Here is a 19,725-nt window from a genome sequence, read left to right as displayed (position 1 = left end):
ATGAAGAAAATAAAAGTACTGATCGTAGACGATTCTCTCCTCTTTCGTGAATGGCTAAGAAAAGGGCTATCGAATCATCTAAGTATTGAAGTGGTCGCAACCGCTGCAGACGCTTTTGACGCACGTGACAAAATATTAGCTTTCGAGCCCGATGTGATGACCTGTGATGTCGAGATGCCTAAGATGAATGGATTGGAATTCATACGCAGATTGCTTCCGCAATATCCTATACCCATCATTATGATTAGTACGATGAGTCATAGTGTGTTCGATGCCTTGAAGGCAGGAGCTGTTGATTTTGTAGCCAAACCCTCAAACTTGGTAGCAGGTAGTGCGAATATTTTCTTCGATGACCTGATTCAAAAGATAATCGTAGCCTCAAGCATTCATCTCGAGGAAATACGACGGCAGCAAGGTACCATAAAGCCTATAGAACCAGGGGTAGGGACTCCTTCTTCTATTCGGATCATTGCCATTGGGGCATCTACTGGAGGAATTGAAGCCATTAGCAGTATTCTAACAACCCTTCCGGTTACCGTGCCTGGAGTAGTTATTGTACAGCACATCCCCTCAGGGTTCTCCCGAATGTTCGCCGACCGCTTAAACCAGCTATGCAAGGTTTCTGTCAAAGAAGCGCAGACAGGAGATTATGTATTGCCTGGAACTGTCTTAATCGCTCCTGGAGACCAGCAAATGCGAATCCATAGAATAGGAGATCTCTTCAAAGTGGAGATCTATGAAGGGGAAAGAATCACGGGACATTGCCCTTCAGTGGATGTATTATTTGATTCCGTAGCTAAAGCAGCAGGAAATAAAGCCATCGGCATCATTCTCACAGGTATGGGATACGATGGCGCAAAGGGCCTATTGATGATGAGACGCAAGGGTGCAAGAACGATTGGACAAGACGCTCATTCCTCCATTGTTTATGGCATGCCTAAGGCTGCTTTCGATGTTGGAGCTGTAGAACGACAAGCTCCATTACAGCAAATTCCCCAGCTCATTAACAAGCTGGTTCAGCAATGATAATTAATCTGATGCAGAAGTATGGTGATAATAATGGATAACAACCTTACGGATCTACCGACATCCACATTAAATATAGATCAAATTACCGCTGTATTAGCATGTATTGGCGATGGAGTCATTACTACTGACTTAGCGGGTTGTATTAACTATATGAACCCTGTCGCTGAACAATTAACGGGTTGGAGTATGCTAGAGGCTGTTGGAGCCCTTTTTGATCATGTCTTCCCGCTTATCAATGGGCTCACCGAAGAACCGTGCATCTCTCCTATTGTACTAATTCAACAGAACGAACCCTTCAAAGGGCTACATAAACATTCCATGCTAATCAATAAGCTAGAGAAAAGAATGTACGTATCCGCAAGCTGTGCCCTCATTAAGACCTCTGATGAGCAAGTAACCGGAGCTGTGGTCGTATTCCGTGATATTACAACCATTAAGAAAATGGAAGATCAATTGCTTTTGGAGCGCAATAATTTCCAGGCTTATTTCGAATCTGCACCTATTGGGATGATTTTGGTAGATGGAAGCCTTAACCTCAAGCAAGCGAATGCAGCCGCAAAACATTTTGTTAAGCGGAATCCCTTAAGTGAGGCTAATAAGATGAGAATTGGTGATCATCTGGGTTGTATCCATAGCTTTGAGAGCGAATGTGGCAGGGCAACTGCCTGTGGCAACTGCGATTTGAATAAAAGTATCCGGCAGGTCATGCAAACAGGCTTATCCCGGCTAAATCTCGTCATCCCCTATACTCAGCTAGAGAATGGGATTGCTCAACACTATTGGTATAAGATCAGCATCGTACCGATGGCCTCCCCGAAGGAGAAGCAGGTGCTGGTCATCCTGGATGATATTACTCTACAGCGAAAGACAGAAGAACAACTGATTCAAGCCAAAGATTATTACTTGAGTATGTTCGAGAAATTCCCCACGCTGGTCTGGAGATCAGGCTTAGACAAGAAATATGATTATATCAATAAAAGATGGAGTCAGTTCACAGGCCGCAAACCACGCACGGAGCTTGGCTTTGGTTGGGCAGAGCTGATTCATCCGGATGATCGGTCCACCAGTTTAAATACCTATCTGCAAGCCTTTGAACAACGTCAATCCTTTGAAAATGAGCATCGCCTTCTCCGTTACGATGGCGAATATCGTTGGGTTTTAGATGCAGGTAGTCCATTCTATGATATGGATGGAGTATTCCTCGGGTTCATTGGAGCTGTATTCGATATCACTGAGCGGAAACAGGCCGAGGAGTTATTGGATAAGTATAGAATATTGTCTGAAGAGGCGCATGATACGATACTTTTTGTGGATTCCAAAGGACAAATATTAGATGTTAACGAGGCTGCCACTCATAAATATGGGTATAGCCGACAGGAATTTCTAGAGCTCACTGCATTTCAGCTGCGTATTGATGAATCGATTATTATAGACCAGTTAAATATGGCAGAGCAGGAAAGTGCATTTTACGAGACCATCCATCATAAAAAAGATGGCAGCTCGTTTCCAGTCGAAGTGAGCTCAACAGGCACTACCATAGGTGGTCGGCGAGTCATTATGAGCATCATTCGGGATATCACAGAGCGTAAGCATTCCGAGGTAGCTCTGCGGGATAGCGAAGAGAAATATCGTCAGCTCTTCAATAACTCCACAGAGGCTATATTCCTGCATGAGATTATCGAGGCTAGCCCAAAATTCAGCCATTTTATTGATGTAAATGAAGTAGCTTGTTTATGGCTTGGTTATTCCAGAGAAGAGCTTATTGGCATGTCTCCTTATGATATCAATAGTGGGTCCTACCGTGATAAGCTAAAAAATATGAGAGACACCTTGAAGGTAGGTGCTCATTTCACCTATGATTCCGCACACGTCACTAAGTCAGGTAGGGAAATCCCTGTTGAGATTAATGTGCATTGCTTTAATCTCATGGGCAAAAAGGTTCTGCTCTCCATGGTGAGAGATACTACAGAGAGAACAAAAGTTGAAAACGAGTTGAAAGTAACTCGTGATGAAGCCGAACGGGCCAATAAGGCCAAAAGTGAGTTTTTGGCTAACATGAGTCACGAAATCCGCACACCTCTAAATGGAATGATCGGGATGATCGATCTCACTCTCCTTACCCCGATAAATGATGAACAAGCAGAGAATCTGCATGCGGCAAAGTCTTGTGCCAACGCTCTCCTTGTATTAATTAATGATGTGCTCGATTATTCAAAGCTGGAAGTAGGTAAAATGCGAATCGACCAGATCAATTTCTCACTTAGAGAGTTAATCGAAAAGATTATCAAGTCGCTTTCTCCTACGGCCCACGCCAAACGGTTGAATTTTGATTATACCTTTTCTTCTGAGGTGCCCACCTTTGTGAACGGGGACCCAAACCGCTTGCAGCAAGTACTGAATAATCTGCTGAACAATGCGATTAAGTTTACGGATAATGGCCGTATTTCTCTTTCCGTAAAATGCCAGGAAGTACAGGGCGATTCATTAACGCTGTTGTTTATAGTAACCGATACAGGTATCGGCATTGCTGAGCATGAACAAACAGAGCTGTTCAAGACATTCAGTCAGGTCGATAGTTCTATAACTAGAAGGTATGGTGGCACAGGGTTAGGCCTGGCTATCTCCAAGCAGCTTGTCGAGAATATGGGCGGGCACATTTGGGTGGAAAGTGTTAAGGGGCAGGGCAGTGCTTTTCTCTTTACAATACAGTTCAAATCAGCTCTCTCCGTTGTTGTTGAACAGCCGAGGTTGCCCGCCTTAACCGTTCCGCACAACTCATTATCTATTCTGGTTGCCGAGGATGATCCTGTAAACCGGCTGGTCTTAACACGAATGCTAAAATCCCTTAACTATCAAGTTGAAATCGCAGAGAATGGGATAGAAGTCTTGAAGCATCTAGAACACAAGAACTATGATTTAATCCTTATGGATGTCCAAATGCCACTTATGGATGGTATTGAAGTGACTCGCAAGATAAGACAATCGGAGGGCCCTGTTCACCATACTCCGATTATCGCCATAACCGCCTATGCATTACATGGCGACCGTGAAAAATGCTTATCCGCAGGGATGGATGATTATATTCCCAAACCGATTCGCATGGAAGAATTGCAGCTATCTCTGGAAAAATGGACCGGCCCCACCATAAAGATCTCTGCTGACGGAGAGTTAATCCTAGCCGAAGCAAATCTGTCGCCCAAAATGATGAATGATGGTGAAGCACTTCTTGAATTACAGCGCTGTATCGAGGAACTGGAGCTGATTGTACAGGCCCCTGAGTTAACCCAAATAGAAGATTTGGCTCATTGCATCAAAAATCAGTGTATTCTGTTAGGAAACGAAGAGCTTAAAGCAACCTTTTTCCGGATTGAATTAGCGGCCCGACGAGGGAAAATAGATGAGGTATTAGGGTTTGTTAGTCAAGCTCAGCTGGAGTATGCTCGGTATTATCATTAGACCAAGAAGGAATGATGGATTGATGAAGATTCTAATTGCAGAAGATGATTTGGTTAGTCGTAAATTTTTAAGTAAGTTCCTCGCCCCCTATGGGGAAGTGGATACTGTTGTGGATGGCTTGGAAGCGCTGGATGCGTACCTGTTATCCCTGAAAGATAATGCCCCTTATGATCTATTGTGTCTGGATATTATGATGCCACGGGTAGATGGTGTGAAGGTACTTAAGGTAATTCGTGATTATGAGACACAAAAAGGATTCAGTCCGGAGAATCGCCTCAAAGTTATCATGACCACGGCCTTAGCAGAAGCAGATAATGTTAAGCAATCCTTTGAATATGGATGCGAAGCTTACGCTGCCAAACCTATTAATACAGATAAGTTCATTCTTGTTCTACATGAGCTAGGGTTACTCAAATAAGAAGGAGGAATACTCATGTTTTCCTCTAAGCCACTTTGGGGAGCCTGCAAAATTTCCGCTGTTTATTTAACTGCTGGCTGGTTATGGATCTTACTCAGCGATAAAGGTTTAGGCGCATATTCAGCTGATATAAAAGTAATTACTAACATTAGTATGTTTAAAGGAGGGTCCTTTGTGCTCATTACAGCCCTCCTCATCTTTGTTCTTTCGCTGCGCTCTCTCAAGCGTGTTAAGAAAATGGAGGACAAGCTGCAGCACTTGACCTATCACGATGTTCTGACAGAACTACCTAATAAGCGGGCTCTCTATGCAACTGAGGTTGAAACAACACTTGCGGATTCAAGCCATAATGCGATCTTAATGCTAATTGATATTGATAACTTTAAATATATCAACGATACGATGGGGCATAGCTTTGGTGACCGTCTAATTGTGAAGACCAGTGAACGACTGCTCTCCATCGTGGGACAAGCGGGTGTGCTATATCGCTTTGGTGGCGATGAATTTATTATTCTCATGCGTCCCCTGAAGGATAGAACAGATATAGACAGGTTTGCCGGCCAAGTTCTTGCCGGATTTAAAGAGGTCATTGAGATAGACAACAGTCTACTACATATTAGCATCAGTATTGGAATCAGCATTTATCCACATCACGGAAGAGAGATTATGGAGTTAGTTAAACGTGCAGATATTGCAATGTACAAAGCGAAAGAAGCCGGAAAAGATAGCTTTGTTGTCTTTGATTATCATTTGAAAGAGTCCTTCTCCGAAAGGATGGAGATTGAACATCGCTTATATGCAGCCATGGAACAGGATGAGTTCGAGCTCTTTTATCAGCCTCAGGTAGATTTGGAATCCAACCAAGTGACGGGTCTGGAAGCTCTCTTACGCTGGAATTGCCCGGATTTGGGGTACATCCCTCCACTCAAATTCATCAAAGTCGCTGAAGCTTCCCATTTGATTATCCCGTTGGGAACCTGGGTTCTCGTCGAAGCCTGCAAGTTTCTGAAACATCTTCATGAACAGGGCTTCGAGCACTTAACTATGTCCGTTAATATTTCGATGCTGCAGCTACTGCAATCTGATTTTAATACACTGGTCATGGATACGCTGCAACTCTTCGATCTTGCGCCTGAGCACCTTGAATTGGAAATAACAGAAACGATATTAGTCGAATCCTATAGTCATGTCAGTACTAAATTGAATCAACTTAGAGATCACAACATTAAGATTGCGCTGGACGATTTCGGAACTGGTTATTCTTCACTTAGCTATCTGACCCATTTGCCAATCTCCACTTTAAAAATAGACAAGTCCTTTATTGATTCGATTCCCGCAAAAGACAATCAAGCAACACTAGTGGAGCAGATTATTATGATTGGCAAGCGAATGAATATGACCGTAATTGCCGAGGGTGTGGAATCTAAGGAACAGCTGGAGTATTTGCAGGAGCAGGGCTGTGATAAAATTCAGGGCTATTTGTTCAGCAAGCCGATAGCGGCTGAGAATTTGGAGCAATTATTGAACAGCTGGGAGGATACGAAAACGTACCAACTAGCCTAAAATCCCTTAGATAGACCTCCTACCCATTGTTCACCTTACTTCCTTCGCTGCGCAGGGATTTTGTTGATTCCTGTCGAATTAGTAAGAAGCTAGCTTGTAGAGGAGGTGAGTCCCGTACGGCAGGAATCTTCCTGACAAGCGTACGGGAGAAGCGATGTGGAACTGGCTAAAATCATCCAAAACATTAGCGATCAAACAGGAGCCGGATAACGCGGTCTTCGAAACAGAACACAACGAAGCTACAAAACTCAAGGTGATCGTGATTACCGGAACGAGCGGCTCGGGCCGCAAAGGGATGGCTAAAAAACTAAGTGCGGATCTGGGGATTCCCTACATTCTTCCGTACACAACCCGTGCCATTCGGCCCCACGAACAAGACGGAGTACATTATCATTTCATCTCCACGGACCAATTTCAGAGTATGGCGGAGAAGCACGTATTCTTCCAGACTGTACATTTGGAGCGGGGCAACTATGGAATTTCGGAGGAGGAACTGTCTCCATCAGCCATTGTTGTTGTAAACCGAGAAGGAGCGCAAGCCTTTCGGAAGCATTATGGAAATAAGGCCATTCGGATCTTCCTGTACGTCACCAAAGACGATATTCGGCTTCGACTCGAGCGGGAAGAAGCTCCGGACGAGCTTGTAGAAGAATATCTGCATAATTATACGGAACAAGTGATCTATAAAAAAGAGTCGGAGTATCTGCTGCAAAATATTGAACCGGCAGCTACAATAGAGAAGATCAAAGAATTTCTACAAGACAAGTTATGAAGGAGGGCAGAGCATGCCTGGCTTTCATTTCCATAGGATATGAAAGCCCGTTCTCAGGTTAGTCTGAGGCGGGCTTTGTGCTATTTCCCTTCAGGCCATGGAAGGTTGGACCTTGCAACATTTCATGTTTAATGTACGTCTGAAAAGGTGAAAGTATAAGAAAGGAGCGTGCCTATGTACACCACAAAAAATAAGAGATGGATCATCCTGATCTCCGTAATATTCCTGCTCACGGCCTGTAATAGAGCGCCCAATGCGGCAACAAAGCCGCAACAAACACCAAGCCAAACACCAAGCCAGACACAAGAAATAGCCACATCTGAACCAACAGCGGTTGTTGCCCAAACACCAGGCTCGACTGAACAGCCTATAGAAGAAGGAATGCCCCCTACAGCGCTGGAAGCAGCCACTACGGTCATGAGGGCGATTAAGGATGGCAATATGAAGACGCTCGCAGCTTGGGCACATCCGCAGAAAGGAGTCCGCTTCTCTCCCTATGCTTACGTTGACACGTTGACTGACCTCGTGTTTACACGGGAAGAGCTTGAAGGGTTAATGGCGGATTCTACGAAGCGTGTATGGCGAACGTTTGCGGGCTCGGGTGATTTAATCGAGATGACCTTTGCACAATATTATAAACAATTCGTCTACGATGCTGACTTTTTCCAGGATGCCAAGATCGCGTTAAATAAGGGACTCGGACAAGGCACGACAATCAATAACTTGAATGAAGTGTATCCAGAGGACAGCTACGATTTCGTTGAATACCATATCGATGGTATTGATCCGCTTAATGAAGGCATGGACTGGCGCAGTCTACGCCTTGTCTTTGAGAAAATCGGCGAGGATCATGCTCTCGTAGGCATTATTCACGATCAATGGACGCCCTAATATACCCATCCATCTCTTGTAATAATTCGCTCAATGCACTATTAAATAAAGGGTGCAGATACTGGATTTCGCTTTCACTTTGCTCCACAATAGCTTTTTGTAATGCGGAAGCCACTTCATACATTTTTTTTGCGCCAATATTTCCAGAGCTGCCCATGATCTTATGAACGATTTGTTTAGCTTGTGAATAGTCTTTAACTTGTAAGCTTTCCTGTAATTGAGTAGCGACATGTTCATTCTCATTTATATAGGTACGTAATACTGATCTATATAATTCCTCTCTATGACCCACCAGAATCATTCCATAAGCTACATCCAATATCGGTTTGTCCACTGTTTCCTCTCCACCTTTTTCTGCATTGTTGGGTAAAGTGCCTAGAATCTCCTTCAATCTTGCTACTAAAAGATCCGGTTCAAAGGGTTTACTCACAAAGCCGGTTATGCCCGCTATTCTGCACTTCTCTTCCACCCCTGTTATCGCATCCGCTGTCATGGCAATGATAGGAAGAGTCTGATTCTCTCTTCGAATTAATCGTGTCGCCTCATACCCGTCCAGGACCGGCATATGTAAATCCATTAAGATTAAATCGATCTTATCGGCATGCTCTACAAAAAATTCGAATCCCTCTTTGCCATCATCGGCTAAATATACATTAAACCCCGCTTGCTCCAAGATCGATTGGGCAATAAATTGATTTGTTTTGTTGTCTTCCACAACCAAAATATGATGATTGGGCTTCGCTTTCAGGACTTGCGCTTGTTCTTCTATAATTGTAAATTCATGCTCATCCATGATTTTATCCTTAAATATTTCTAAAATACCATTATAAAGAACAGAAGGAATAATCGGCTTGGTTATGCCGAGGTCAATCGAAAATTCCGCTAATTTATCGAATAGATCCTCCCTAGCCAGTGGAAACATTAATATAAACTTTGGCTTTATGAGAATGGTTGGATCTTGGTTAATCTTCTGTATAAATTCAATCCCTTTGAACATAGGGGTATCATAATCTACTATGATTAAATCATAGGGTTTGGCTTCATGATCCGTTGTGCTCTGAAGCAGCTCAAACACCTTTTTCTCGGACAAGGTAAACTCTGAAATGATTCCAAATGAGTTTAAATATTGTCGCATAAGATGAGTATAGGTTTGATTTTTCTCTAACACGACCACTCTTATTTTCTGAATAAAGAGCGAGCTATTTTTCTGCTTCTCTATATATTCTTGTTCTCGATCCACCTCAAATGCTAACTGAATGACAAAGGTTGAACCCTCATCAAGTGCGCTATAGACTTTAATTTCGCCCTTCATCCGATCCAGCAGGCTCTTTACAATAGACAAACCTAGTCCTGTACCCCCAAACCGTCTATTAATAGAGATATCAGCTTGATTAAAGGGCTCAAATAGATACTTGATCTGCTCCTCTGCTATTCCAATACCCGTATCTTTAACGGTAAACTCGATATGAAATAAATCAGAGTGTTTAGCTACCAGTCTTATCGTCAATGAAACCTGACCCGTTGGAGTGAACTTTACCGCATTGTTAATTATATTGATTAGAATTTGTTCAATTCGCTTAGGGTCACCGAAAAAAATAGACGGTAGTTCAGTATCCTTATCGATAAAAAAGTCGATCCCTTGCTCTTCAATCTTGAAGGAAACGATATTTATCACCTTCTGAAGAACGGTATCCAAATTAAAGGAAATTCTTTCAATTTCAATTTTATCCGCTTCAATCTTCGCAAAATCCAAAATATCATTAATTATACCCTCCATACTTTTGGAGGCATGACTTATTTTGTCCATATACAACTTTTGGGTGACAGAAATATCCGTTTTTTTCATTAGATAAGTCATGCCCGTAATCCCGTTTAAAGGGGTTCTGATTTCATGAGACATGCGAGCCAAGAAACTCGATTTAATATTGTTGGCAATCTCGGCTTCTTCTTTTGCCAGAACCAGATCCTCTTGAATCCGTTTTCGCTCCCGAATTTCTTTTCTTAACCTCCTAATCCAATACCAAGAAACACAAAATACGATCAGCACAAAGGCAATAGCAACAACCACTACCTGGATCAACTTGCTATAATCGACCTTATTCTCAATTCCGATCCACTGATTATTGATTTGAATTTTTTCTTCAGACGTAATACTAGCAAGCCCCTTATTGATAATGCTCACTAGCTCTGGCCAATCCTTTCTTACGGCAAAATAAAGCGATTGATCTCCTGGATCATTCATTTTAACTACCTTCAGATCGGTGATTCCATTCTCCCTGATCAAATAGGCTGTTGTAGCCAAGTTTCCGATGAATGCTTGTTCAGTACCATTGGATACCGCCTCTAAAGCTTCTCCCACCGTAGAGTACAAACTCAACTCTGTATGACCAATACTTTTTAAATAGGTATCATGGGAGCTGCTTTCTTGTACGGCTATCCTCTGTTTACTTAAATCGTTGAAAGACTGGATGGCATCGTTGTCGTCTTTAGTAATAATTACCCTTTGGAAGGTATAGTAAGGTATGGAGAATGAAAAGTAGTTTTCTCGATCCACTGTTTTGGAAACACTCGGCAGCACATCAATTTCTCGCTCAACAGCCTTTTCATAAGCCTGCGACCACGTCAAATTAGGCACAACGGCCAGGTTCAGGCCTGTTCTCGCTCTAATTAATTCAATATAATCATGGACAATTCCCTTATAAGTCCCGTCTGAATCGATAAACTCAAAAGGAACAAACTGCGGGTCCACACCTAAATGAATAATTGGATGTTCTGCAATAAATTGTTTCTCTTCCGCTGATAAATTCACCTTTGCTGCACTACCGTGAAGGGTCAGTGCCGGAAACAAGAATAGAAAACAACAAGTAATTAGTATGATTTTAGTTATTTTCACCCTATTCAACCTCAATTTCTGGGGTTTGCTCGAATTCTTGAGTGATTTTCAGCATTTCGTTATGAATTTCCATAAAGGCATCAACAATGTTGGGATCGAAGTGACGACCACGTTCCTGATTAATAATCTCTAAAGCTTTTTCATGCGAAAATGCTGCCTTATACACTCTCGGGTGCACCAAGGCATCGTAGACATCAACAATAGCGACCAGGCGGCCACATAGCGGAATCTCTTCTCCTTTTAGTCCATGCGGATAACCCGTACCATCATATCTTTCATGATGTGTCCCAATAATTTCAAGAGCTGTGCGGATAAAGCTGGGAGCGTTATTCCCCTTGAGATTATACATCAGGGCGTCCACGCCATAGTCTACATGTTTTTTCATAATTTCAAATTCCTCAGGAGTTAACTTTCCAGGTTTCAAAAGAATATGATCAGGTATGCCCACTTTCCCAATATCATGCAGAGGTGTTGTTCTGAACAGCTCTTGAATATATTCGTCTGTGAAAATATCATAATAATCTGCCTTTAGCTTTAAGTGTTCGCACAGTTTTCTCACCATGTATTGAGTTCTTATTGTATGATTACTGCTTTCTAAGTTTCTCACTTCCAATAATCCAACCAATACATTAATCGAGATATCTCGGCTTAGGACAAGCTCTTTGGTTCGAATCTCAACCTCATTCTGCAAGCGCAGATTGTAATCCTCCATCATAACTCTTGAATTTCTTAAGGCAAGCTGGATTTCAATCCGTTTTCTCAAGGCTTCCATGTTCAAGGGCTTTCGTATGAAATCCATTGCACCTAATGCTAAGCCCTTCACTTCATTCTCGATCTCATCGTGATTAGTCAGGATAATGGGGACAATCTTCGAATATTGTGGTTGTTTCAGAGCATTCAATACTTCAAAACCATTCATCACAGGCATGTTCAAATCCAGTACGATTAGTTCAATAGAAGGATCATGATCAATCATCTGCATGGCTTCATACCCATTGGCAGCATATAACAGCTGATAATCATGCAGCATAATTTTGATTAAAGCTACATCTGACTTGGAATCGTCCACAATTAATATTGTTGTATCCACTGACACAGTCCCCCTAAGGTTCTAGTAATATCTGGTTCCCTTTGGTCTCCATCTGTTGAAGGAATTCATCAATCTTTAGTTCACCCGTCATCACTTGGTGCAAGCCTTCTTCATACAAATCCTTTTTGATCGCCTCCCACTTGGGTACAGGCACATCAATACTAGGATCATTAAAGCCCTCTAGAAAAGTTGAAAATACCGGATTGTTCTCAAACAGTCGACTATGTACTAGATCCTTTCTAACCGGAGTTCTGAAGGGATAATAGGTATCATGCTCAATGCTATATTCCCCGTCCAGCACTTTTTCCTGCCCTTCTACTGAAATTAAGTACTTCATAAATTGAATAGCCGCATTCTTCTTCTCGTCCACCTGAGGAGACACGGCTACCATCATGGGTCCAACTTCAGCTTTTAAAGATACGTTCTTCAGCGGAATAACCCCAACCTCAAAGGGGTTCCCATTCTTCCAAATATCCGTTACTCCCCAGATACCCTGAATCTCAAAAGCTACTTTCCCTTCCCGAAACTGATCCATAACCTCGATTCCGCTATCATTCGTCCAATTTGCCTGAGCATGCTTCCCCAACACATTCTTATAGAATTCCAAGGCAGCCTTTGATTGTTGATTATTGATCGTGACCTGAGAGCCTTCCGAATTCACAAGACTCGAACCAAATCCATATATAAACTGATTGACCATCCAAGTAATATCATGATGATTGGCACCAACAAGTCCAATCCCCTTGGCTGTTGTATTACTCTCCACGCGTTCCAAAGCACTCACTAGATTCTCAAGACTATTAATTTGCTTCGGATCAACACCACTTCGCTCTAATAGATCCTGATTATAGATTAACCCCATACTATGACCTAACCATGGAATGCCATACACTTGCTTATCCACCATGCTTAGATTCCATAATTCTTCGTAGAATAAGTCCTTTTCTTGCGCAAATTCTTGCGTTAAATTCAATAGCTTACCTTGCTGTCCAAAATATTTAATATAGCGATAAGGCAAAACATACACATCAACCTGATCCTGATTCTTACGATCTAATAAGTCTTCAATAACATCTCTGTCCTCATCACCATCGACCATAATGACCTCATATTGACTTGTGTTTTGGTCATTATAGGCTTGCACAATTTTACGAATAGCCTCTCCTCGTCCAGAGTACGTCTTCCAAGTAATACGAAAGACTAAGGAATCTTTCTTGGGAGCTTCCTGTATTGAGCCCACTTGTAGATTATTGACCTCAGTACTGCTGTGCTCACATCCTGCTATTAATAACGGCATACTCCCTATCAATAAACAAACGATAAGTGTTAGAGGAAATCTGGGCATTGGCAAGCTCCTCAAGAATTAGTTGGATTTATTCGATAAAAAGTGACAACTCCCCTCCATTATAAATTGAGATTCGCTTTCAGACTATTGTGATAGATACCAGAAAACAAATAAAAGACTGGCCTTTATTGTCATATATCGACATAAAGGCCAGTCCCCATTATTTATCCAGTCCTGACAACAGCTGTTCATATAAGGAGACCGCTATAGGTGAGGGGGCTATTCCAATTTCTTTATGCAGAGTTTCCACAAACTTCTCGTATTGCTGGGTTAAATCTTCTTTGTTGTCCTGTAGCGCCAACGCTTCCATAAGCAGCATGAAGGGTTCTTCATCCAGCTCATTGTGTGCCATGAGTTTACGCAACAGCCGGATAACTACTTGCGTCTCCCCTCTTGATAACAAGGCGACGCATAATCGCCGGGTAAAAGAATTATACAGCGAGGCAATACGTTCAGCCTCATTCCACGCCCAGGCGAAGGCGCGCTCACCAAATAATTCGCCCGTGTAGAGCTGTTCGATCCCTATCGCCTGTTCGATATTACTCTCATCTATTACCGCCATCTGTCTACAGCCCTCTTCAAAGCTGAGGAGGTCCACATGTACATCTTTAAGACTGAGCGCATAATGATTGCTGTCGGAGTGCAAATTCTCCTTCAGTCCAAAAGTCTCCAAAACCTTACGCAGCTGATAGACCGTCGTATTTAAATACATTTCGGCATTCTTTGGCAACATGTTGCCAAATATATCCTCAATCAGCCTTGCTCTGGATACAAGTCTACCTTTATTTATTAATAAATATGCAAAAAGCTCAGCACTTTTACTTGATTTCCACTTGACCCGCACACCCTGCGTGCTTTGAATATCAATCCCGCCCAAGCAGTTAAACTTAACTTCATTTAAGTCGGGGGGCTGCTTCGCAGCAAGTGCTCTTTGGACCGTGTGGTGTAATCTCTCTTGCACAACAGGCTTCAAAATATAGTCGAAAGCTTGCACATCAAAGGCATATAGCGCATGTTCCTTATGGGAGGTTATAAAAACCAGCTTGGTGTGTCTGCCGCTTGCCCGTAACCGTTCAGCAAACTCCAGACCATTTTCCCTTGGCATACTGATATCAGCAAATATCAAATCGACCTCATGATTCTCCAAGTAGGAAAAGGCGGTTGCCACTTCTTGAAAACTACCCACAATTTCAACCTCGGTAATCTTGGCAAGCATCCGCTTCATAATTAAATGCATCGCCTTCTCATCATCAATAAGGATAACCTTCATCTCACTTCACCTTCCATGCTGGCTGCTCGTCTAGTTGAAGCTTTAGCTGCAGTAGGGATAGAGAAGTAAAAGGTGCTGCCTTGTGCTGGTATACTGTCAAACCAAATCTCTCCCCCATTTATGTGAACAAATTCTCTGCATAAGATAAGTCCCAGCCCGATGCCCCGCTCTCCCGCTGTTCCTACTGAAGAAACTGGATAATCATCCTGCAGCAAAGAATGGGCTTGTTCTAATGGTATTCCTTCTCCTGTATCACTTACCGAGATAACCATTTGACGATCTTTCTGCTCTGCCTTTAAGCGGATGGTTCCACCGTAGTCCGTAAATTTAATGGCATTGGATAGTAGATTGCGGATAATCAACTCAAGCATTTCTTTATCGGCATAAACATAGGTACCCTTAGGTATTTCGGATAGGATGTTGATATTCTTGTTCTCACCACGGAGGCGCACTAAACTCAAATTGGTTTGAACTGTATGGGCCAAATCCCTTTCCACTGGATTAAAAATCATACCCCCTGTTTGACTCCGAAACCAATCCAGCAAGCCTTCTACCAAAGAAAATGTATTCTGAATCTGCTGCCTCATCTCGCGAACGATCTCCTCATGGTCCTCACCTGAGGCCTGAATTTCCTCCTCAAGTAATTCCATCAGATTGACCAGAACCGCTATGGGATCGCGAATATCATGGGCGACTACACTAAACATCCTGTCCTTGAACGTATTCAATTCACCCAGCTGTCTGGCATTATCGTGGAGTCTTTCCTCTACACGCACTGTTTCCGTTACATTGCTTAACAGAAGTAATTTGCCGACCGGATTGGGGTTGTTACCACTCACATAGGACATATGGATATTATAAAATTGTCCATCACTCTGACCTGTGATTTGGACCCTGCTCTCCGAGGATGGATCTTTCATAATGATTTCCAGTAATAATGGATAATGGAGCAAGACTTGAGCAGCCGGCTGTCCAAGTATTTTTTTATGTAAACCTCCAATCACCCAATTGGCTGCCTTATTGAAACTGATTAGTCTATTATCCAGATCAAACACAATGACCGCATCTTTCATCGATTCAAACACATTTTGCAAAGCTAAAGGTGCCAACCTCAGCATATTAAATTGATAGATTCCCCACATGAAAAAAATACCAGAGAACAAGAACCCGAATGGAGATAAATCAAGGGGCATATAGATCAATCTACTTAAATAAACAAGCGTAAAGCCAAAGGGTCCCCAAGAGCCTATGATCATAAGGGCTACTTGTTTCTTCATACGGGGGGCTGCTCTGCGGAACATCTGAATCAAAAAAACCATTCCCACTATAAAAAAGCTATAGGAATATATAACGTGAAGTTCATATAAAGGCCCCTTAATCAAGGTGACCAATGGGAATCCTTCTGAAGTATTGATCGTCATACTCTTGTAGAATAAGTGATGCCATTCATTTGTGTTATGAGAAATAAAGGTTAGGATGGGAACAACCATCAGAAGGGCAACGTACCTTGGACGCACCCATGATTGCCGCCCCGTATACTGCAGAACCATAATAAACCACAGCACAGTACCGAAGGGAATACCGATATATTCAATGCGCAGCCAGAACCGTATTTGCTCTAGGGTAGTACTAGTAATTTCAAAGGCATAACCAAAAGTGTAAAAAGAGCCCGTTAATAAGCCTAAGCCATAGCTTATGGCTATCGGTAAATTTCTTCTTTTCCAACATAGATAAACCAACATCAGAGAACAACAGGTAGCAGCCATCAGTAGTGCCGATAAATACAGATTATAGTTCATAGATGGTTGACTCCTAGTTAGGAAATATACGATCATTCTGTGCCTCCTATGTTATCAGAAACCCATTGAAAAACATACGTTCCAGATAGGGATAATTCGAATTAAATATTAGGGTGCTTCTACTTGGCCATATTTTCAAAAAAAGCCCGCTCCAGCCTCTTAACAAGGGGGAACGAGCTTGCGACAAATTGCAGCACTTATCTACCTATTCCAAAGAAGCGGTCAGCACCTCCTGATATTGCCTAATCTGTACCTCTGTAGCCCTATCTCGTAAGGATTGGAACAATGCCATACAGTTTCTGAAATCGCCGTTATTGTGAGACTTATGGGCTAATATAATACACTGCAAAATGCATTCCAGTGCCTCTGCGTGTCGCCCGGCCCGCTTATGATATACAGCTAAGTAATAACAATAGTTGTAGTAATACGAGATATTAGCCCCGTCATTGGACTCCCCAAACTCTGTAAACTGTTGTGCGAACGCATGCAGAAGCTCATACAAATTCATATCATATCGAAGCACCGCTTGTAATACCGTATCCTGACCCGGCAATAATTCCTCTGGATAATCTTGCAGAAAGAGCACATATTCCTCTAACTGATCTGTCTTGCCCGCTAGAATATCCAATGTATATAAATTAGTCTTCGCTAGGAACCGGAATTCCTCAACCAGTTGGAGTCCTTCCTCACCTAAATCGTCGAACCAGCCCAAATCCGCATATTTTATTATGTATTCTCTTGCTTGATCATAGTGGCCCTGCTTCTGATGAGCGAACCCACACATGAGATGACTGAACCCGTAATAATACACCAACGGATGCAGCGTCTCTACTGCAAGAGGCAAAGGCAAACCCTTTGACTTGAGATCCTGACGCTCTTCATAGATGCATTGTGCGTAACTGAAAAGAATGTCCGAAGTATTCAGTATTTTATCCCAATTTTCTAATAAAAAAGCGTTTTCTAACATTTCAACCATAATATCCGGCTTCAGTGACTTTAGAATGGAACTACGCAAGTGCTGTTTCCTCCTTTATCGTCAAGCCCGACTCTATAACCTTCCAATATGTCCCTTTTACTTTACTTCCACTAGAGAAGTAGTACAATGAGCTTAACACACTACTTATATGCAGTACTATTAATATATTTTACCGTCTCTATGACCCTGCCATTTCTACCCATACTCTCCTAACCTTTAGGAGAGGTGACTAGCATGATGGATTTAAGAAATTCAGTTGGAGACAGAATTCGAGCCATACGTAAGGCAAAGGGATTAACTCAACAACAACTAGCGGAGCTCTCGAACTTGGATGATGCCTATGTTGGATCATTGGAACGAGGGGAACGGAACTTTTCTATAGATACACTGCAGAAGATTATTACCGCACTCAAAATCCAGCCTTCAGAACTATTCTATAATCAGAATAATCTGGATGAAATTGAGGCTGCCCAACGTAAAGCAATTGATGAATATGCGGCCACTATTAGCGAGTTGACTGTGGAGCAGATTGATTCATTGAAACGGATTAACAAAGAGGTACGGAGATCATTCGAATAAGTAAAATCAAAAGGATAAAGCCCTGACCGACATTGGTTAGGGCTTTTTTTCCAAAAAAATACAGGATCGGGGAACGCCCTTATCCTGCTTTCTTGCATGTTATATGATTTCTACTGTACTAAATTTTCCAAATCCGGCTGCAATTTAGTCCGCAGAGCATACAGCATGATGGCACCAACAAGGAACGTGACAGCATCCGAAATGACCAGCGACCAGACCACCCCGTGAAAGCCGTTCATTCGATTGGCAATATACAACACTGGAATCAGCGTAATTCCTTGAATAACTGACATAATAAACGCGGCGGTTCCTTGTGCTGTTGCTTGGAAGATCCCCGTAAACAACGCGGTCATTCCTGTAATGAACAAGGATAAGAACGTCACATGTAGAATGTAGCTACCCATTTCAATTAATTGCGGATCATTCGTAAATAAACCAATTAAGTGATCGGAAATCAGAAAGACAATGACGCCGAACACGACTGCTAAAGCCACAATCGCTTTGATCGTGAATGCAATGGTATGCTTCGTGCGTAATTTATTCGCTGTAAAAGAGAAAGCAATCAACGGCACAACTCCCTCGCTTAAGCCCATCAGAATAACCTCGGGAAATTGCAATAAACGGGATGAAATTCCGAAGGCCGCTACGGCCTGCTCCCCATATTCGACCAGAAAACGGTTGAAGATGAGCGACATTGCACCCATGAAGAGGCTCATAACAAAAACAGGAAGTCCGATTTTGAATACATTGCTGAGAATGTCCTTGTTAGCCTTGAACCATTTAATGGAAACGGTTAAGAATTGGCTCTTATATCCTATATGAAAGGCGTAGAATGCACTTGCAACCAAGTTAGAAATGACCGTAGCAGACGCAACGCCAATCACGCCCCAATGGAAGACGAAGATGACTAGCGCATCGAGGATAATATTCACGACAACACTGAGAATCATACCGATCATCGACGTCATGGCCGCACCCTCCGAGCGCACGATATTCTCCAGCGTGAAGAATAATACGATGAATGGTGAACCCATAATCATAATCGTGACATAGTCCTTTGTGAAGCCGAAGGAGTCAGGTGTCGCTCCCAGGCCATGAACAATTGGATCAATCAACGGGAGGCCGACAGCCATCACGATAAGACCGAGAACTAAACTGCTGTAAACGGCGAATGAAGACACATGTTTTACGTCATCATACTTTTTCTCTCCCAGCAAACGGGAAATGAATGTACCACTACCGATGCCAATCAAGTTGCCTAGCGCCATAATGACCGCGAATAACGGCAAGGTTAGCGCGAGTGCGGTTAACATAGCAGTATTGCCCAGTGTGCCAAGAAAAAAGGCATTCAAGATGGAATATATGACACTCATTGACATGCCAAGCATCATCGGTACAGCGAAGTGAGCTACGGCTTTTGCGATCGGTGCTTTTTCAAAGTAATGGAGGTTTTCTGCATCCATATGGGTCACCACTTTCTTCATTTATTTTGTCTTCAAATTACTTAGAATTCTAACTATAAACATAATAGGGATTTCGCGCCGCAGCACAAACTAACCCGTAACGATGACATTGCGGGTTTAGTGTGCAAGATTCGAATGATCTTCAGTTTCTGGAGGCTAGGATATGCTTAGCTAAATGTTC

Annotated in this window: 14 protein-coding genes; 7 read left to right on the top strand and 7 right to left on the bottom strand. The window is 42.5% G+C overall.

What is annotated here, in order from left to right; genetic code table 11:
• From H1230_RS02200 to H1230_RS02175, 6 genes are all read left to right on the top strand, one after another.
• Positions 1 to 1,026 carry a protein-glutamate methylesterase/protein-glutamine glutaminase gene (locus H1230_RS02200; RefSeq protein ID WP_239714029.1) on the top strand — a complete coding sequence of 342 codons (1,026 nt, stop codon included), beginning with the start codon at positions 1 to 3 and terminating at the stop codon, positions 1,024 to 1,026.
• A 33-nt stretch (positions 1,027 to 1,059) separates the two neighbouring features.
• A complete protein-coding gene (locus H1230_RS02195; RefSeq protein WP_239714028.1) occupies positions 1,060 to 4,485 on the top strand; it encodes a PAS domain-containing hybrid sensor histidine kinase/response regulator in 3,426 nt (1,141 codons plus the stop codon).
• Between the two features lie 22 nt (positions 4,486 to 4,507).
• Complete coding sequence (locus tag H1230_RS02190) at positions 4,508 to 4,903, top strand: response regulator (protein WP_154119045.1); 396 nt, start codon at positions 4,508 to 4,510, stop codon at positions 4,901 to 4,903.
• A 15-nt stretch (positions 4,904 to 4,918) separates the two neighbouring features.
• Positions 4,919 to 6,466: a putative bifunctional diguanylate cyclase/phosphodiesterase gene (locus H1230_RS02185; RefSeq protein WP_239714027.1), complete on the top strand. Its 1,548-nt coding sequence runs from the start codon at positions 4,919 to 4,921 to the stop codon at positions 6,464 to 6,466.
• 154 nt (positions 6,467 to 6,620) lie between these two features.
• Entirely contained in the window at positions 6,621 to 7,238 is a 618-nt protein-coding gene (locus H1230_RS02180; RefSeq protein ID WP_239714026.1) for a guanylate kinase, read from the top strand.
• Between the two features lie 174 nt (positions 7,239 to 7,412).
• Positions 7,413 to 8,129: a hypothetical protein gene (locus H1230_RS02175; RefSeq protein ID WP_239714025.1), complete on the top strand. Its 717-nt coding sequence runs from the start codon at positions 7,413 to 7,415 to the stop codon at positions 8,127 to 8,129.
• Here the strand turns inward: H1230_RS02175 and H1230_RS02170 are convergent.
• From H1230_RS02170 to H1230_RS02145, 6 genes are all read right to left on the bottom strand, one after another.
• Positions 8,104 to 11,022: a response regulator gene (locus H1230_RS02170; RefSeq protein ID WP_239714024.1), complete on the bottom strand. Its 2,919-nt coding sequence runs from the start codon at positions 11,020 to 11,022 to the stop codon at positions 8,104 to 8,106. The genes H1230_RS02175 and H1230_RS02170 overlap by 26 nt on opposite strands.
• A 1-nt stretch (position 11,023) precedes the next feature.
• Positions 11,024 to 12,112, bottom strand: coding sequence for an HD domain-containing phosphohydrolase (locus H1230_RS02165; RefSeq protein WP_239714023.1), 1,089 nt, complete (start codon positions 12,110 to 12,112; stop codon positions 11,024 to 11,026).
• A 13-nt stretch (positions 12,113 to 12,125) separates the two neighbouring features.
• Complete coding sequence (locus H1230_RS02160) at positions 12,126 to 13,457, bottom strand: extracellular solute-binding protein (protein WP_239714022.1); 1,332 nt, start codon at positions 13,455 to 13,457, stop codon at positions 12,126 to 12,128.
• Positions 13,458 to 13,617: 160 nt separating this feature from the next.
• Positions 13,618 to 14,727 carry a response regulator gene (locus tag H1230_RS02155; protein WP_239714021.1) on the bottom strand — a complete coding sequence of 370 codons (1,110 nt, stop codon included), beginning with the start codon at positions 14,725 to 14,727 and terminating at the stop codon, positions 13,618 to 13,620.
• Positions 14,724 to 16,526 carry a sensor histidine kinase gene (locus H1230_RS02150; protein WP_239714020.1) on the bottom strand — a complete coding sequence of 601 codons (1,803 nt, stop codon included), beginning with the start codon at positions 16,524 to 16,526 and terminating at the stop codon, positions 14,724 to 14,726. Before H1230_RS02150 ends, H1230_RS02155 begins: the two co-directional genes overlap by 4 nt.
• A 205-nt stretch (positions 16,527 to 16,731) precedes the next feature.
• Entirely contained in the window at positions 16,732 to 17,541 is an 810-nt protein-coding gene (locus H1230_RS02145; protein ID WP_239714019.1) for a DNA-binding protein, read from the bottom strand.
• Positions 17,542 to 17,736: 195 nt separating this feature from the next.
• On the opposite strand from H1230_RS02145, the gene H1230_RS02140 reads away from it, so the two are divergent.
• Positions 17,737 to 18,081 (top strand): helix-turn-helix domain-containing protein, encoded by a 345-nt coding sequence (locus H1230_RS02140; RefSeq protein WP_239714018.1) that lies wholly within the window; start codon positions 17,737 to 17,739, stop codon positions 18,079 to 18,081.
• A 110-nt stretch (positions 18,082 to 18,191) separates the two neighbouring features.
• Here H1230_RS02140 and H1230_RS02135 read toward each other — a convergent pair whose 3' ends face one another.
• On the bottom strand, positions 18,192 to 19,544 hold the full coding sequence (locus H1230_RS02135) for an MATE family efflux transporter (RefSeq protein WP_239717030.1): 1,353 nt from the start codon (positions 19,542 to 19,544) through the stop codon (positions 18,192 to 18,194).
• Between the last annotated feature and the right edge of the window lie 181 nt (positions 19,545 to 19,725).

It is taken from the genome of Paenibacillus sp. 19GGS1-52, assembly GCF_022369515.1.
Classification (GTDB): Bacteria; Bacillota; Bacilli; order Paenibacillales; family Paenibacillaceae; genus Paenibacillus_AQ.
The sequence above is the reverse complement of the archived record's forward strand: the minus strand, read 5'-3'. Positions and strand labels throughout refer to the sequence as shown.

What these genes read in the sequence shown, in the direction of transcription:
- H1230_RS02160 (WP_239714022.1), bottom strand. Translation starts at nt 13,457, where the DNA reads ATGCCCAGATTTCCTCTAACACTTATCGTTTGTTTATTGATAGGGAGT.
- H1230_RS02185 (WP_239714027.1), top strand. Translation starts at nt 4,919, where the DNA reads ATGTTTTCCTCTAAGCCACTTTGGGGAGCCTGCAAAATTTCCGCTGTT.
- H1230_RS02155 (WP_239714021.1), bottom strand. Translation starts at nt 14,727, where the DNA reads ATGAAGGTTATCCTTATTGATGATGAGAAGGCGATGCATTTAATTATG.
- H1230_RS02135 (WP_239717030.1), bottom strand. Translation starts at nt 19,544, where the DNA reads ATGGATGCAGAAAACCTCCATTACTTTGAAAAAGCACCGATCGCAAAA.
- H1230_RS02200 (WP_239714029.1), top strand. Translation starts at nt 1, where the DNA reads ATGAAGAAAATAAAAGTACTGATCGTAGACGATTCTCTCCTCTTTCGT.
- H1230_RS02190 (WP_154119045.1), top strand. Translation starts at nt 4,508, where the DNA reads ATGAAGATTCTAATTGCAGAAGATGATTTGGTTAGTCGTAAATTTTTA.
- H1230_RS02140 (WP_239714018.1), top strand. Translation starts at nt 17,737, where the DNA reads ATGATGGATTTAAGAAATTCAGTTGGAGACAGAATTCGAGCCATACGT.
- H1230_RS02195 (WP_239714028.1), top strand. Translation starts at nt 1,060, where the DNA reads ATGGATAACAACCTTACGGATCTACCGACATCCACATTAAATATAGAT.
- H1230_RS02180 (WP_239714026.1), top strand. Translation starts at nt 6,621, where the DNA reads ATGTGGAACTGGCTAAAATCATCCAAAACATTAGCGATCAAACAGGAG.
- H1230_RS02175 (WP_239714025.1), top strand. Translation starts at nt 7,413, where the DNA reads ATGTACACCACAAAAAATAAGAGATGGATCATCCTGATCTCCGTAATA.
- H1230_RS02150 (WP_239714020.1), bottom strand. Translation starts at nt 16,526, where the DNA reads ATGAACTATAATCTGTATTTATCGGCACTACTGATGGCTGCTACCTGT.